Raw genomic sequence first — 13,610 nt, forward strand, 5'->3', positions numbered from 1 at the left:
GCAGCGGCAAGGATGCCGCCGCGCCGGGGCGCTCAGGCGAACGGGTTCGGGACCGACGTCGGGGCCGCCTCGGGGGCCTCGGCCACCGCCTCGGGGAGATCGTCGGCCTCCAGGGCCTTCACGATGGCGTCGAGCGTCTCCCGGAGCAGCCGGGCCTGCGCGAGGCCGGCCCGGTCCCGGGTCAGGTCGAGGGAGCCGTGCAGGGCGATCCGGTCGGTGCCGTTCTCGAAGGAGAGGGCGCCGACGGTGCGGACCCCGGCCGCGTCGGCAAAGGGCGCGAAGGCGTCGGACGTCTCCGAGGCGGTCCGGGCGCGGTGCTTGTTCTCGGGCATGGATCCCTCTCAGAAGACCGTGCGGAGCAGGTCGCGGATGAACCGGCGCAGGGCGCGCAGGCCCTCGCGCCGGAGCCAATCCTGCCACGTCTGCTCGTTGCGGGGTCGGCGCTCGTCCGCGCGGGCGGAGGCATGGGGATCCGGCAGGCTCATCGCGGTCGTCCGGGCGCCGGCCGGCAGCCCGGGGAAGACGTCGATCCCGGCCTGGCGGCCGAGCGCGTCGATGGAGACCGCCTGCCAGTCCCGGGACTTGTCGTTGCGGGCGAGATAGGCGCCGGCCTCGCCGCTCGCGGGGTCGTAGAGCGCCTTGAACAGCTGCGTCGGCACGAGCACGCCGCCCTTGATCTGCTGCACCGCGTCCCCGGAGAAGATCACCCCGGTGACCACGAAGAGCGCGCCGCGCCGGCTCGCCAGACGCCGCGTGCTCTCCTCGATATCCGCCCAGAGCCCGCGGTTCAGGACCCGGTTCTGCGGCACGATGTTGGCCAGGCTGAAGGATTCGGCCTGGGCGCTCAGCGTCGGCATGTCGCCCGCGGGCGACAGGTGGCCCCGGTCGAAGCCGCTGCGGACGTAATCCTCCAGGGCGGCGCGGTCGTCGGCGGGCAGCCGGGCTTCCTCGTGGAAGGCATCGTCCCGGGCCACCGTGCGGGCCTCGGCGACGCTCGCCCGGGTGAGATGCTCGGCCGAATAGAGCGGCGTGCGCGTCACTCCGGAATGCAGCACGGTGAAGGCCTCGAAGCACAGCGGGACCGTCCGCGCCGCGAGCTTCGGGTTGGTGAGGACCGGCGCCCGGCCATCGGCGAACAGGGCCGGGCAGGTCTCGCCGGCGCCGGCGGGGGCCGCGTCGGACGCCGCCGCGGCCAAGGCCGCTCCGAAGGCCGCGGCAAAGAGCCCCGCACGCAGGCTCACCAGCACACGCGCACCCGCCGCACCCCCTCCGGCGTCGGACGGTCCCGCCACGCACAGGGGCGGCCCAGGCTGCCGGTGAAGGGCCGCGCGTCGCGGTCTGGGCCGCCCGGGGCGAGACGCGGCGGGCAATCGCCGAGGAAGTTGCAGAGGAAGTCGAGATTGCCGTCCGGCGGTCGCGGCTCGGCGTAAGCTTGGCCAGGTCCCGTAATCGCGAGCGTGAGCAGGATTGTGCACAGACGAGCCGGGCTCAAAGGCGGACCTCTTGTGGCAATGAGGGCACGTGACTGAAAAAAACGTCGGCGCGACATTGATCGGGCCGCCGATCATCCGTACCTCGCACTATCATGACAGCGACGGACGGACGGGTTCTAGCATGAACGCGTAACCCCGGGTGCGAGCGTCGCGGGGCCGAGGGCACGCGCAGCGGCCGTCGCCATACTCGAACGAGCGGATGCGACCATTGGCACTATCACCTGAGCAATCGGCGTTGCTGGATCGTGTCCCGAATCCGGCGGCGTTGCGCCGTCTTCCGGAATCGGAGCTTGCGGCGGTGGCGGAGGCGGTGCGCGCCGAGATGATCGACGCGGTCTCGGTCACCGGCGGCCATCTCGGCTCGGGGCTGGGCGTGGTCGAACTCACGGTCGCGCTGCACCACGTGTTCGATACCCCCGACGACCGGATCGTCTGGGATGTCGGCCACCAGTGCTACCCGCACAAGATCCTCACCGAGCGCCGCGACCGCATCCGGACCCTGCGCCAGGGCGGCGGCCTGTCGGGCTTCACCAAGCGCTCCGAGAGCGTCTACGACCCGTTCGGCGCGGCCCATTCCTCGACCTCGATCTCGGCGGCGCTCGGCATGGCGGTCGCCCGCGACCTCGACGCGGCCGCCGCCAAGGCCAAGGGCCGCGGCGTGACGCGCCGCAACGCCATCGCGGTGATCGGCGACGGCTCGATGTCGGCCGGCATGGCCTACGAGGCGATGAACAATGCCGGCGCCCTGCATTCGCGCCTGATCGTGATCCTCAACGACAACGACATGTCGATCGCCCCGCCGGTGGGCGCGATGTCGGGCTACCTCGCGCGGCTGGCCTCGGGGGGCACCTACCAGTCCCTGCGCGAGACCGCCAAGCAGCTCGGCAAGCTCCTGCCGAAGGCGCTCTACCAGCGCGCGGCCGCGGCCGAGGAATATGCCCGCTCCCTCGTGGTCGGCGGCGGCACGATGTTCGAGGAGATGGGTTTTCACTATGTCGGCCCGGTCGACGGGCACAACCTCGACCAGCTGCTGCCGGTCCTGAAGAACGTCCGCGACGCCGAGCACGGCCCGATCCTGCTCCACGTGGTCACCCGGAAGGGCAAGGGCTACGCCCCGGCCGAGGCCAGCGCCGACCGCTATCACGGGGTGGTCAAGTTCGACGTAGTCTCGGGCGTCCAGGCCAAGGCCAAGCCGAACGCCCCGGCCTATACAAGGGTGTTCGGCGAGAGCCTGATCAAGGCGGCCGACGCCGACGACCGGGTCGTGGCGATCACCGCGGCGATGCCCGGCGGCACCGGGATCGATCTGTTCGGGAAGGCGCACCCGGACAAGACCTTCGACGTCGGCATCGCCGAGCAGCACGCGGTGACGTTTGCCGGCGGCCTGGCCACCGAGGGCTACCGGCCGTTCGTGGCGATCTACTCGACCTTCCTGCAGCGGGCCTACGACCAGGTCGTGCACGACGTGGCTTTGCAGAACCTGCCGGTGCGGTTCTGCCTGGACCGGGCCGGGCTGGTCGGGGCGGACGGGGCGACCCATGCCGGGGCCTTCGACCTGGCGTATCTGTGCTGCCTGCCGAACATGACCGTGATGGCGGCCTCCGACGAGGCCGAGCTGGTCCACATGGTGGCGACCGCCCACGCGCACGATTCCGGCCCGATCGCCCTGCGCTACCCGCGCGGCGAGGGGGTCGGGGTCGAGCTGCCGGAGCGGGGCGAGGTGCTTCCGATCGGCCAGGGCCGGGTGGTGCGGCGGGATCCAGAGGCGCGGGTGGCGATCCTCAGCCTGGGCACGCGCCTGTCCGAGGCGCTGAAGGCGGCGGACACGCTGTCGGATCAGGGCGTCGGGGTGAGCGTGGCGGATGCGCGCTTCGCCAAGCCGCTGGACGAGGCGCTGATCCTGGATCTGGCGCGGGACCACGAGGTGCTTCTGACGATCGAGGAGGGCTCGCGGGGCGGGTTCGGGGCGATGGTGCTGCATCTCCTCTCGGAGCGGGGCGCGCTCGATGCGGGCCGGGTCCGGGTCCGGACGCTGACGCTGCCGGACACCTATCAGGACCACGACAGCCCGGAGAAGATGTACGCCGAGGCCGGGCTCGACGCCGCAACCATCGTCAGGATGGCGCTCGATACCCTGCCCGAGCGGAAGGAGGGCCGGTCGCACCTGCGGCTCGCCTGAGGGCAGCGCCCGGGCCGCGGCTTGCTGCCCGGGCAGTTCGATGACACAAGCGCGGCGCGACGTGACTCCCCGGACGCGCTCTTATTCCGCAACCTCCAGATCCGTGATGGCAGAGGCCATATTCCCCGGCTCTACCGAGGTCGGCCCCGTGCTGATCACCGGCGCGAGCGGCTTCCTCGGCTCGGCCCTGGTCGACGTATTCCGCCGGGCCGGCTTCCCGGTGCGCATCCTCGTGCGCGCCACGAGCCCGCGCCGGAACCTCACCTGGACCGACGTGGAGATCGCCGAGGGCGATATGCGCGACCCGGCCGCCGTGGCGGCGGCCCTGCGCGGACAGCGCTACCTGATCCACGCCGCGGCCGATTACCGGCTCTGGGCGCCCGATAGGGACGAGATCGTCCGCACCAACCGCGACGGCACCCGCCTGATGATGCGCGCAGCCCTTGAGGCCGGGGTCGAGCGCGTCGTCTACACGTCGAGCGTCGCGACGATCCGGCCGCCCGCCGACGGGGCGACGCCCTCCGACGAGACCATGCCGCTGACGCCGGAGACCGCCATCGGCGCCTACAAGCGCAGCAAGGTCGTGGCCGAGCGGGTGGTCGAGGAGATGATCGCCCGGGACGGCCTGAAGGCCGTGATCGTCAACCCGTCGACGCCGATCGGACCCCGCGACGTGAAGCCGACGCCCACCGGCCGGATCATCCAGGAGGCGGCGCTCGGCCGGATGCCGGCCTTCGTCGATACCGGCCTCAACCTTGCCCATGTCGACGACGTGGCCGAGGGTCATCTCCTCGCCCTCCGCAAGGGCCGGATCGGCGAGCGCTACATCCTCGGCGGCGAGGACGTGTTCCTGTCGCAGATGCTCGCCGACATCGCCGGCATGGTCGGGCGCAAGCCGCCGACCGTGAGGCTGCCGCGGGCGGCGGTCTATCCGGTGGCGTTCTTCGCCCAGCTTGCCGCCCGGGTCACGGGCCGGCAGCCCTTCGCGACCATCGATGGGATCCGCATGTCGCGCTACCGCATGTTCTTTTCGGATCGGAAGGCCCGCGCGGAACTGGGCTACACGGCACGGCCCTACCGCGAGGGCCTGTCCGACGCGATTCACTGGTTCCGGGAGGCGGGGTATCTCGCATGAGCACCCTCGACAGCGCCACCGCGGCCCGCTCCGGCAAGGGGCACCGCGACGAGAACTTCCCGGTCGCCTCGCACCTGATCCACCCGCATCACCGCGGGGCGATCCTGGCGTTCTACGATTTTGTCCGCGCCGGCGACGACGTGGCCGACCATCCGGACCTGTCCCCGGAGCGCAAGATTGAACTCCTCGACCGGCTGGCCGACGCGCTCACCGGAGCCGGCCCGTCCGATCCGGAGGCGGCTCCTCTCAAGCGCGAACTGGCGAGCCGCGTCCTGCCGCCCCGCCACGCGCTGGAACTCCTCGACGCCTTCCGGATGGACGCCCGGAAGAACCGCTACGCGACCTGGGACGAGCTGCTCCACTATTGCCGCTATTCGGCGATGCCGGTGGGGCGCTTCGTGCTCGACGTCCACGGCGAGGATCCGATCCGGGTGTGGGGCCCGTCCGACGCGATCTGCGCGGCGCTGCAGGTGATCAACCACCTCCAAGATTGCGGCAAGGATTTCGCCGCCCTCGACCGGGTTTATCTCCCGCAGGACGCCCTCGACCGCCACGGCGCCACGGTGGCGATGCTGGGCGAAAATACGGCGCCGCCGCAGCTCCAGGCGGTGATCCGTGAACTGGCGCAGAAGTGCCTCGATCTCCTCGAGGAGGGCGCGGTCCTGCCGGACCTGATCGACGACCTGCGCCTCTCGATGGAGATCGCCGCGATCCACCGCCTCGCCGTCGTCCTCGCCCGCGGCCTGCTGGAGCGCGATCCGCTCTCGGAAAAGGTCCACCACAGCAAGCGCGCCTTCGCCCTCACGGCGCTCGGCGGGGTCGCCGCGACGCTGGCGCGCCGCCCCTTCCGGGGCCGGGTCGTGCGGGCCGCCGACCGGGGACTCCGCGCGCAGCGCAGCCGCGCGCAGGGAAGCCGCCCGTGAGCGCCACCGCGACCCCCGCCGCCGCCGGGGCGGAATCCGCCCCGGCGCTGCCGGCCGCCGGCTCCTCCTTCTACACGGCGATGCGCCTGCTCCCGAAGGAGCGGCGGGAGGCCATGTACGCGGTCTACGCCTTCTGCCGGGCCGTCGATGACGTCGCCGACGACGGCGGTACCCGGGCCGTACGGCAGGCCGAGCTCGACCGCTGGCGGGCCGATATCGACGCGCTCTATGCCGGCCGTCCGGTCCCGCGGGTCCGCGACCTCGTGGAGCCGGTGCGCCGGTTCGGCCTGAAGCGCGAGGATTTCCAGGCGGTCATCGACGGCATGGCCATGGATGCGGTCGCGGACATCGTCGCCCCTGATGCCGAGACCCTCGACCTCTATTGCGACCGGGTCGCGAGCGCGGTTGGCCGGCTGTCGGTGCGGATCTTCGGCATGCCGGAGGCGGACGGGATCCGGCTGGCCTGGCACCAGGGCCGGGCGCTCCAGCTCACCAACATCCTGCGCGACATCGACGAGGATGCCGAGCGCGGCCGCCTCTACCTGCCCCGGGAGAAGCTTTTCGCGATCGGGCTCCCGGAGCCGACCCCGGCCGCTGCGATCGCGCATCCGCGCATCGGCGAGGTCTGCGCCTCCCTGGCCCGCGAGGCGGAGGAGCATTACCAGGCGACCTGGGAGATCATCCGCCGCAGCCCCCGGAAGGCGACCAAGGCCGCCCGGCTGATGGCCGCCGCGTATCATCTCTACCTGAAGGCGGTGATCGCCCGCGGCTGGGCGATGCCCCGGGCTCGGGTGAAGCCCGGCAAGCTCGCCCTGCTCGGCGTCGTCCTCCGCCACGGCCTGATCTGATGGGCATTGTCCACGTCGTCGGGGCCGGCCTGGCCGGCCTGTCCGCCGCCGTCGCCCTGGCCGAGACCGGCACCCGGGTGGTTCTGCACGAGGCCGCCAAGCAGGCGGGCGGGCGCTGCCGGTCCTACTACGACCCGGCGCTGGGCCTGACCCTCGACAACGGCAACCACCTGCTGCTCTCCGGCAATGCCGACGCGCTGGGCTTCCTCAAGACCATCGGCGCGCCCGCCGACGCGCTCACCGGTCCGGACGAGGCCGCGTTCGACTTCGCCGACCTCGCGTCCGGCGAACGCTGGTGCCTGCGTCCCAATGCCGGGCGGTTGCCCTGGTGGGTGATGAGCCCGTCGCGGCGCGTCCCCGGCACCCGGGCCCGGGACTATCTCGCCCCGCTCGGGATCCTGCGGGCGGCCTCCGGCAAGCCGGAGGGGGCCGGCGGCACGATCGGCGCCCATATGGACTGCGACGGCGACCTCTACCGGCGGCTCTGGCATCCGGTGCTGCTCGCCGCCCTCAACACCGAGCCGCGGGACAGCGATGTCGGGCTCGCCGCCCGGATCCTGCGCGAGACCCTGGGGGCCGGCGGGAAGGCTTGCCGGCCGCTGGTGGCGGTGGAGGGCCTGTCCTACGCCTTCGTCGACCCGGCCCTGCGCCACCTCGCGACCCGCGGCTGCGAAGTCCGGTTCGGGCGTCGCCTGCGGGGGCTCGACCTGGCGGAGGGCCGCGTCGGCCAGCTCCTGTTCTCGGACGGCGCGGAGACGCTCGGGCCCGACGACGGCATCGTGCTGGCGCTGCCGCCCTGGGTGGCCCGCGAGGTGTTGCCCGGTCTCCTCGCCCCGGTGGAATTCCGCTCCATCGTGAACGCCCATTTCGCCCTGGCGCCGAAGCCCGGCAGCCCGCTCGTCCTCGGCGTGGTCAATGCGCTCACGGAGTGGCTGTTCGCCTATCCGGACCGCTATTCGGTGACGATCAGCGGTGCCGACCGGCTGCTCGACGTGCCCCGGGAGGACCTCGCGCGCCGGATCTGGTCCGAGATCGCACAGCTTTGCAATCTTGCACCGGAACTGCCCAGCTGGCAGATCGTAAAGGAGAAGCGTGCGACCTTCGCGGCGACGCCGGCGGAGGCCGCGCGGCGCCCGGCGGCCGGAACCGCCTACGACAAACTCGTCCTGGCAGGTGACTGGACCGCCACCGGCCTGCCATCGACGATCGAGGGAGCGATCCGTTCGGGCATGACTGCCGCGCGCGCCCTGCGCGCCGGATCGGTCGCGCGCTCCGGAACCCGGGCGCGCGGCGCAGCTTGAGGCATAACGTCCGCCGCGAGGCGGTCGTTCGAGGTCGAGGACTATGAGAGAGGCCGTTAGCAAGGTCGAGGCGCTGCAGCGCTCGAAGACTCAGGGGATCTCGCTCGACGATGTCGAGCGCGGCGTCGCGCATGCGACGCGTGCCCTCGCAGCCCTGGCGCAGGACGACGGGCATATCTGCTTCGAACTCGAAGCGGACGCGACGATCCCGTCCGAGTACATCCTGTTCCACCAGTTCCGCGGCACGCCGGTCCCCGACGGCCTCGAGGCCAAGATCGGCAATTACCTGCGCCGCACGCAAGGCCGGCACGGCGGCTGGGCCCTCGTCCACGAGGGTCCCTTCGACATGAGTTGCACGGTCAAGGCGTATTTCGCTCTCAAGATGATCGGCGAGGACATCGAGGCGCCGCACATGCGCCGGGCCCGCGAGGGCATCCTGTCCCGCGGCGGCGCGGCCAACGCCAACGTCTTCACCCGGTTCATGCTGGCGCTCTACGGCGAGGTGCCCTGGTGCGCCGTGCCGGTGATGCCCGTGGAGGTGATGTTCCTGCCGAAGTGGTTCCCGTTCCACCTCGACAAGATCAGCTACTGGGCCCGCACCACCGTGGTGCCGCTGTTCGTGCTCCAGGCGACCAAGCCCCGGGCCCGCAACCCGCGCGGCGTCAGCGTGCAGGAGCTGTTCGTCACGCCGCCCGAGAGCGTGCGCTCCTGGCCCGGTTCCCCGCACGCGACATGGCCCTGGACGCCGATCTTCGGCTTCATCGACCGGATCCTCCAGCTCGTTGAGGACCGGATGCCGCGCAAGAGCCGGCAGCGCGCCATGGAGAAGGCCCGGGCCTGGGTCAGCGAGCGCCTGAACGGCGAGGACGGCCTGGGCGCGATCTTCCCCGCCATGGTCAATTCGGTGCTGATGTACGAGGTGATGGGCTACCGGCCCGATCACCCGCAGGTCCGCGTCGCCTGCGACGCCATCGAGAAGCTCGTCGTCGAGAAGGCCGACGAGGCCTATGTCCAGCCCTGCGTGTCGCCGGTCTGGGATACGGCGCTGGCCAGCCACGCCCTCCTGGAGGCCGGTGGCCCCGAGGCCGAGGCCCAGGCCCGCGCCGGGCTCGACTGGCTGAAGCCCCGCCAGGTGCTCGACATCGTCGGCGACTGGGCGGCGCGCAAGCCGAAGGTCCGGCCGGGGGGCTGGGCGTTCCAGTACGCCAATCCCCATTACCCTGACCTCGACGACACCGCCGTGGTGGTGATGGCCATGGACCGGGCGATGCACCAGCACGGGCTGGTGGCCGGCATGCCGGACTACAAGGCCGCGATCGCCCGCGCCCGGGAATGGGTCGAGGGGCTGCAATCGGAGGACGGTGGCTGGGCGGCGTTCGACGCCGACAATAACCACATGTATCTCAATCACATCCCGTTCTCGGACCACGGCGCGCTGCTCGATCCGCCGACCGCGGACGTCACCGCCCGCGTCGTCGGCATGCTGGCCCAGCTCGGCGAGACCCGGGAGAGCTCCCGGGCGCTGGACCGCGGCGTGAACTATCTCCTGAACGATCAGGAGGAGGACGGCTCCTGGTACGGCCGCTGGGGCATGAACTTCATCTACGGCACGTGGTCGGTGCTCTGTGCCCTCAACGCGGCCGGGGTCGATCCGGCGGATCCGCGGATCCAACGGGCGGTCTCGTGGCTGATCCGCATCCAGAACCCGGATGGCGGCTGGGGCGAGGACGCCAACTCGTACAAGATCGATCCGGCTTTCGAGGCTGGCTCGTCCACCGCCTCGCAGACCGCCTGGGCGCTGCTGGCCCTGATGGCGGCCGGCGCGGTCGACGATCCGGCCGTGACCCGGGGCATCAACTTCCTCACCCGGACGCAGGGCGCCGACGGGTTCTGGAAGGAAGAACGCTACACCGCCACGGGCTTCCCGCGGGTGTTCTACCTGCGGTATCATGGCTACCCGAAGTTCTTCCCGCTCTGGGCGATGGCGCGCTACCGCAACCTCAAGCGCGCCAACAGCCGGCGCGTGCAGTTCGGCATGTGATGCGACGGGGCCGGTCCCGACGGACCGGCCTCTTGCTCCACCGGATCGCAGCGCGTTCGACCGTCCCGGTGACCGACCCGCGAGCCCGGTATCCGACACGTGGCCTCCACAGACACCGACCCCGTGGGACCGGGCGAACCCCGCCCCGCGGCGGATCCGAGGCCCGCGTCACCGCCGCGGCGTGCGCGCCTGCTTGCGGACCTCGCCGGACTGGTCCACCAGCGCGCCATGATCGATCCCGCCGCCCCCGTCCTGGCCGTCACCGGCCTCGCCCGCGAGCGCCGCATGGCTGCTGGAGACGGGGTCGAGGCGGTGGGCGCCGGCGGCAACCCGCATCGCCTGCGCCAGCTTCTCGACGCACGTATTCCGCCCGGCTGCCGGGCCGTGGTGAGCTTCGGCATCGCGGGGGGGCTCGATCCGTCGCTGAAGCCCGGCGATGTGGTGGTGGGCACCGGCGTGGTCGGCGAGGAGGGCCGCCGGGCCGCCGATCTCGACCTTTCCGCCGTGCTCCTCAACATCCTGTCGGGGGTCGGACCCCGGGTCATCCCGGCGGATCTCGCCGGGGTCGATACGGCGATCCTCGCGGTGGAGGGCAAGACGGAACTGCGGGCCGCCACCGGCGCTGCGGCCGTGGACATGGAATCGCACGTGGCCGCGGCCTTCGCCGGCCGGCACGGTCTGCCCTTCGCGGCCCTGCGGGTGATCTGCGACCCCGCCGGTCAGGCGCTGCCGGCCTTCGCGGCGGAAGCGCTCACGGCGGATGGCGAGCCCGATATCGCCGCGGTGTTCTTCGCCTTCGCCCGCGGCCGGGCGCGGCTGGGCGACCTGATGCGCCTCGCCCGGGACTCGAACGCCGCCTTCGCGGCGCTCGGCCGCTGCCGCGCCCGGCTCGGCCCGGGGCTGGGAATACCGGCGGCAGGGGGCTGAGACGCCGCAGACGCACCCTCACTGAGAGCGGAGCGAGGCCGCCCAGCCCCTCGAACGCGGGCGCGGATCGAGTCACGAAAAAGCGCCGGCCTGTTCAGCCGGCGCAAGTCGGAGGTCACCACGAGACGGCGCGGGGCCGAAGCCCCGCGCCGGGAGGACCCGGCCTCAGCCGGCTTTCTTGCCGAGCGAGACCGCCACGAAGCGGGTCTGGCCCTTGCTGCTCTTCACCCGCATCAGGACGGCCTTGCGTCCGTTCGACTCGGCCGCCAGGATCTGCGCGGCCACGTCCGCGGGACGCGACACGTTCTGCCCGCCGACGTCGAGGATCAGGTCGCCCGCCTCGATGCCCTTGGCGGCTGCCGGCCCGTCGGGATCGACCTGGACCACCGCAACGCCCTGATCGGACAGGCCGACCTCGCTCGCCGGCGCGAGCTGCAGGCCGAGCCGCGGCTGGCCGTTGGCCGAATCGTCATCGCCGCGGCTCGCCACCTTGGTGCCGTCGGTGGGCATGGCGCCGAGCGTCACCGTGGCGGTGTCGGACTTGCCGCCGCGGAGGTAGCCGAGCTCGACCTTGGCGCCGGGCTTCATGCCGGCGATCTTACGCGACAGCTCACGGGCGCTGTCCACCGTGTCGCCGTTGACCTTCTCGATCACGTCGCCGGCCTTGAGCCCGGCCTGGGCGGCCGGGGTGCCATTCTCGGCGTGGTCGACCAGGGCGCCCTTGGCCTTGTCGAGGCCCAGACCCTCCGCGATGTCCTGCGTCACCGGCTGGATCTGGACGCCCAGATAGCCGCGGGCGACCTTGCCGTCGGTGCGGAGCTGATCGACCACCGCCTGAACGGTCTCGGCCGGGATCGCGAAGGCCAAGCCGACACTGCCGCCCGACGGGGACGCGATGGCGGTGTTCATGCCGACCACCTCACCGTTGACGTTGAAGGTTGGGCCGCCCGAATTGCCCTTGTTGATCGGGGCATCGATCTGCAGGAAGTCGTCGTAGGGGCCGGCGCCGATGTCGCGGCCCCGGGCCGAGACGATGCCGGCTGTCACGGTGCCGCCGAGGCCGAACGGGTTGCCGATCGCCACCACCCAGTCGCCGACCTGCGGGGCGGCCTTGCCGAACTGAACGTAGGGGTAGTTCGAACCCTCGTTGATCTTCAGGAGCGCGACGTCGGTCTTCGAATCCTTGCCGATCACCTTCGCGTCGAGGGTCCGGCCGTCGTCGAGGGTCACCTGGACGGTCTTGGCGTGATCGACCACGTGGTTGTTGGTCACGACATAGCCGTCGGCCGAGATGATGAAGCCGGAGCCGACCGCGCCGCGCGGACCCTGGTGCTGGGGCTGCATGCCGCCGGGGCCGTTCTGGCCGAAGCGCTTGAAGAACTCGCGCAGCTGCGGCGGCACGTTCTCCAGGTTGCGCCCCTGCCCCTGGCCGGGCCCCTGGCCGTCCTCGTCGTCGCCGCTCGCCGAATCGTCGAGCTTGACCTTCACCGAGACGACGCCCGGCTTCACCTTGTTGACGATGCCGGCAAAGGAGCCCGGCGGATGCTCGGGGGCCTCAATCGGCGTCTTAGGCAGGGCCTGCGCGTAGGCCGGGGTGACGGACGGCAGGGCGACGCTGCCGAGGGCGCCACCGGCGATCAGGGCGGCGGCGGCCACGGAGGCGAGGGCGCGGCGCGCGGTGCGGCCTGCGGGACGGGTCTCGGTCATAGGGGGCTCAACCTCTGGGGACGGATCTGGACGACGCCGGGTCACGCGGCGGTCGATGCGATCGGTCTAGAGGGCGGCCCCTGACCCGGGCGTGGCGGTCAAATTACGGTTTGGACATGTGCGGGGCGCGGGCGCGTCGCGTGACCGCGGCATTGGAAAAACCCGAGGCGCGTGCCGCTTGTCACCTGCGCATCTGGAAAGACGAATTAGATTGTGACGAGCCCCGGGAGGGCGCCGCAAGCATCGACCCAGTCGATTGCTGTGGCGCGAGAGGCGTGAGGATCCGGCAATGAAGACGCTGTTGGCGGCAGCCATACTTTTGGGTTCGACGGTCGGATCGATGGCCGCCGACGGCTATTCGGATTATCGGCGTCACTTCGACGCCGGCCCGGCTCCCAACGCTCGAATGAATTCGAAAACTTCCAAGACGAAAAATCGTTCGATCGAAGACGTCGATGCTCGGCGTTACGACGATGGCGTCGGCGCCACGAATCCCGATACCCTCAAAGCCGGTTACAGGAACCGGGCCGGGATCTATGTGCCGCCCGATTATTCCACCCATCCGCGCGGCTCGTCGGGCGACGGCTTCGGAAGCTCGATCGATGACTCGTATGGCAGCGTCAGCGCGCCCAATCCCTTCGCGGGTTCCCTCGGCACCCGCCGGTGAGGCGGCTGCCCGGTCCCGACGCCTCAGTGGAGGGCTTGGTGCGACAGCCCGGGCCGATCGCTAACGGCGGACAGGCGTCGGTCGCGCGTCCAGATCCAGGAGCCGGGCATCAGCTTCGCCGAGGCCACGAGATGGGCATCGACTGGATGATGATCACCGTTGGGGGCGTCGGCGCGTTTCGGCTCTGGCGTTCGGATCGCTTCCGTCCAGCAGGATCATGCGCCGGGGTGTCTCACCCTGGATCAGGGCGCGCAGAGCCTCGCGCACGATCTCTGACGTTCCGATATCTCAGTCGAATGCTGGGCCTTCGGCATCAAATTATCATCGAGGTTGATCGTCGTACGCATAACGTTCTCCCTCGCACGGCATCAAAAATAACCGCGTGTGAT

General features: G+C 71.2%; 12 protein-coding genes. 8 read left to right on the forward strand and 4 right to left on the reverse strand.

Annotated features, from left to right (window positions below):
• Window positions 1-32: 32 nt before the first annotated feature.
• From AC3IF1_RS08195 to AC3IF1_RS08205, 3 genes are read right to left on the reverse strand one after another with little or no spacing between them, the layout of a single operon-like run.
• Window positions 33-332: a hypothetical protein gene (locus AC3IF1_RS08195; protein WP_489217112.1), complete on the reverse strand. Its 300-nt coding sequence runs from the start codon at window positions 330-332 to the stop codon at window positions 33-35.
• A gap of 9 nt (window positions 333-341) precedes the next feature.
• Window positions 342-1,241: a DNA/RNA non-specific endonuclease gene (locus tag AC3IF1_RS08200; protein ID WP_489217114.1), complete on the reverse strand. Its 900-nt coding sequence runs from the start codon at window positions 1,239-1,241 to the stop codon at window positions 342-344.
• Window positions 1,238-1,492: a hypothetical protein gene (locus AC3IF1_RS08205; RefSeq protein ID WP_243970942.1), complete on the reverse strand. Its 255-nt coding sequence runs from the start codon at window positions 1,490-1,492 to the stop codon at window positions 1,238-1,240. Before AC3IF1_RS08205 ends, AC3IF1_RS08200 begins: the two co-directional genes overlap by 4 nt.
• Before the next feature lie 200 nt (window positions 1,493-1,692).
• On the opposite strand from AC3IF1_RS08205, the gene dxs reads away from it, so the two are divergent.
• The 7 genes from dxs (at window position 1,693) to AC3IF1_RS08240 (ending at window position 10,847) form a co-directional block, all read left to right on the forward strand.
• Window positions 1,693-3,672, forward strand: coding sequence for a 1-deoxy-D-xylulose-5-phosphate synthase (dxs, locus tag AC3IF1_RS08210; protein ID WP_489217116.1), 1,980 nt, complete (start codon window positions 1,693-1,695; stop codon window positions 3,670-3,672).
• A gap of 106 nt (window positions 3,673-3,778) precedes the next feature.
• Entirely contained in the window at window positions 3,779-4,807 is a 1,029-nt protein-coding gene (gene hpnA / locus AC3IF1_RS08215) for a hopanoid-associated sugar epimerase (RefSeq protein ID WP_243967912.1), read from the forward strand.
• Window positions 4,804-5,730: a squalene synthase HpnC gene (gene hpnC, locus AC3IF1_RS08220; RefSeq protein ID WP_243967914.1), complete on the forward strand. Its 927-nt coding sequence runs from the start codon at window positions 4,804-4,806 to the stop codon at window positions 5,728-5,730. Before hpnA ends, hpnC begins: the two co-directional genes overlap by 4 nt.
• A complete protein-coding gene (gene hpnD, locus AC3IF1_RS08225; protein ID WP_489217119.1) occupies window positions 5,727-6,578 on the forward strand; it encodes a presqualene diphosphate synthase HpnD in 852 nt (283 codons plus the stop codon). Before hpnC ends, hpnD begins: the two co-directional genes overlap by 4 nt.
• Complete coding sequence (gene hpnE, locus AC3IF1_RS08230; protein WP_489217121.1) at window positions 6,578-7,879, forward strand: hydroxysqualene dehydroxylase HpnE; 1,302 nt, start codon at window positions 6,578-6,580, stop codon at window positions 7,877-7,879. The genes hpnD and hpnE overlap by 1 nt, the downstream gene beginning before the upstream one ends.
• A 43-nt stretch (window positions 7,880-7,922) precedes the next feature.
• A complete protein-coding gene (gene shc, locus AC3IF1_RS08235) occupies window positions 7,923-9,920 on the forward strand; it encodes a squalene--hopene cyclase (protein ID WP_489217123.1) in 1,998 nt (665 codons plus the stop codon).
• Window positions 9,921-10,148: 228 nt separating this feature from the next.
• Complete coding sequence (locus AC3IF1_RS08240; protein WP_489217125.1) at window positions 10,149-10,847, forward strand: phosphorylase family protein; 699 nt, start codon at window positions 10,149-10,151, stop codon at window positions 10,845-10,847.
• 165 nt (window positions 10,848-11,012) lie between these two features.
• On the opposite strand, the gene AC3IF1_RS08245 is transcribed toward AC3IF1_RS08240, so the two are convergent.
• Entirely contained in the window at window positions 11,013-12,554 is a 1,542-nt protein-coding gene (locus AC3IF1_RS08245) for a Do family serine endopeptidase (RefSeq protein ID WP_489217127.1), read from the reverse strand.
• Window positions 12,555-12,843: 289 nt separating this feature from the next.
• Between AC3IF1_RS08245 and AC3IF1_RS08250 the strand changes: the two genes are divergently transcribed.
• Complete coding sequence (locus AC3IF1_RS08250) at window positions 12,844-13,221, forward strand: hypothetical protein (protein WP_489217129.1); 378 nt, start codon at window positions 12,844-12,846, stop codon at window positions 13,219-13,221.
• Window positions 13,222-13,610: the final 389 nt, after the last annotated feature.

It is taken from the genome of Methylobacterium sp. E-012, assembly GCF_057836545.1.

Coding starts and splice junctions, on each gene's coding strand:
- AC3IF1_RS08195 (WP_489217112.1), bottom strand. CDS start 332: ATGCCCGAGAACAAGCACCGCGCCCGGACCGCCTCGGAGACGTCCGAC.
- dxs (WP_489217116.1), top strand. CDS start 1,693: ATGCGACCATTGGCACTATCACCTGAGCAATCGGCGTTGCTGGATCGT.
- hpnA (WP_243967912.1), top strand. CDS start 3,779: ATGGCAGAGGCCATATTCCCCGGCTCTACCGAGGTCGGCCCCGTGCTG.
- hpnC (WP_243967914.1), top strand. CDS start 4,804: ATGAGCACCCTCGACAGCGCCACCGCGGCCCGCTCCGGCAAGGGGCAC.
- hpnE (WP_489217121.1), top strand. CDS start 6,578: ATGGGCATTGTCCACGTCGTCGGGGCCGGCCTGGCCGGCCTGTCCGCC.
- shc (WP_489217123.1), top strand. CDS start 7,923: ATGAGAGAGGCCGTTAGCAAGGTCGAGGCGCTGCAGCGCTCGAAGACT.
- AC3IF1_RS08240 (WP_489217125.1), top strand. CDS start 10,149: ATGATCGATCCCGCCGCCCCCGTCCTGGCCGTCACCGGCCTCGCCCGC.
- AC3IF1_RS08245 (WP_489217127.1), bottom strand. CDS start 12,554: ATGACCGAGACCCGTCCCGCAGGCCGCACCGCGCGCCGCGCCCTCGCC.
- AC3IF1_RS08250 (WP_489217129.1), top strand. CDS start 12,844: ATGAAGACGCTGTTGGCGGCAGCCATACTTTTGGGTTCGACGGTCGGA.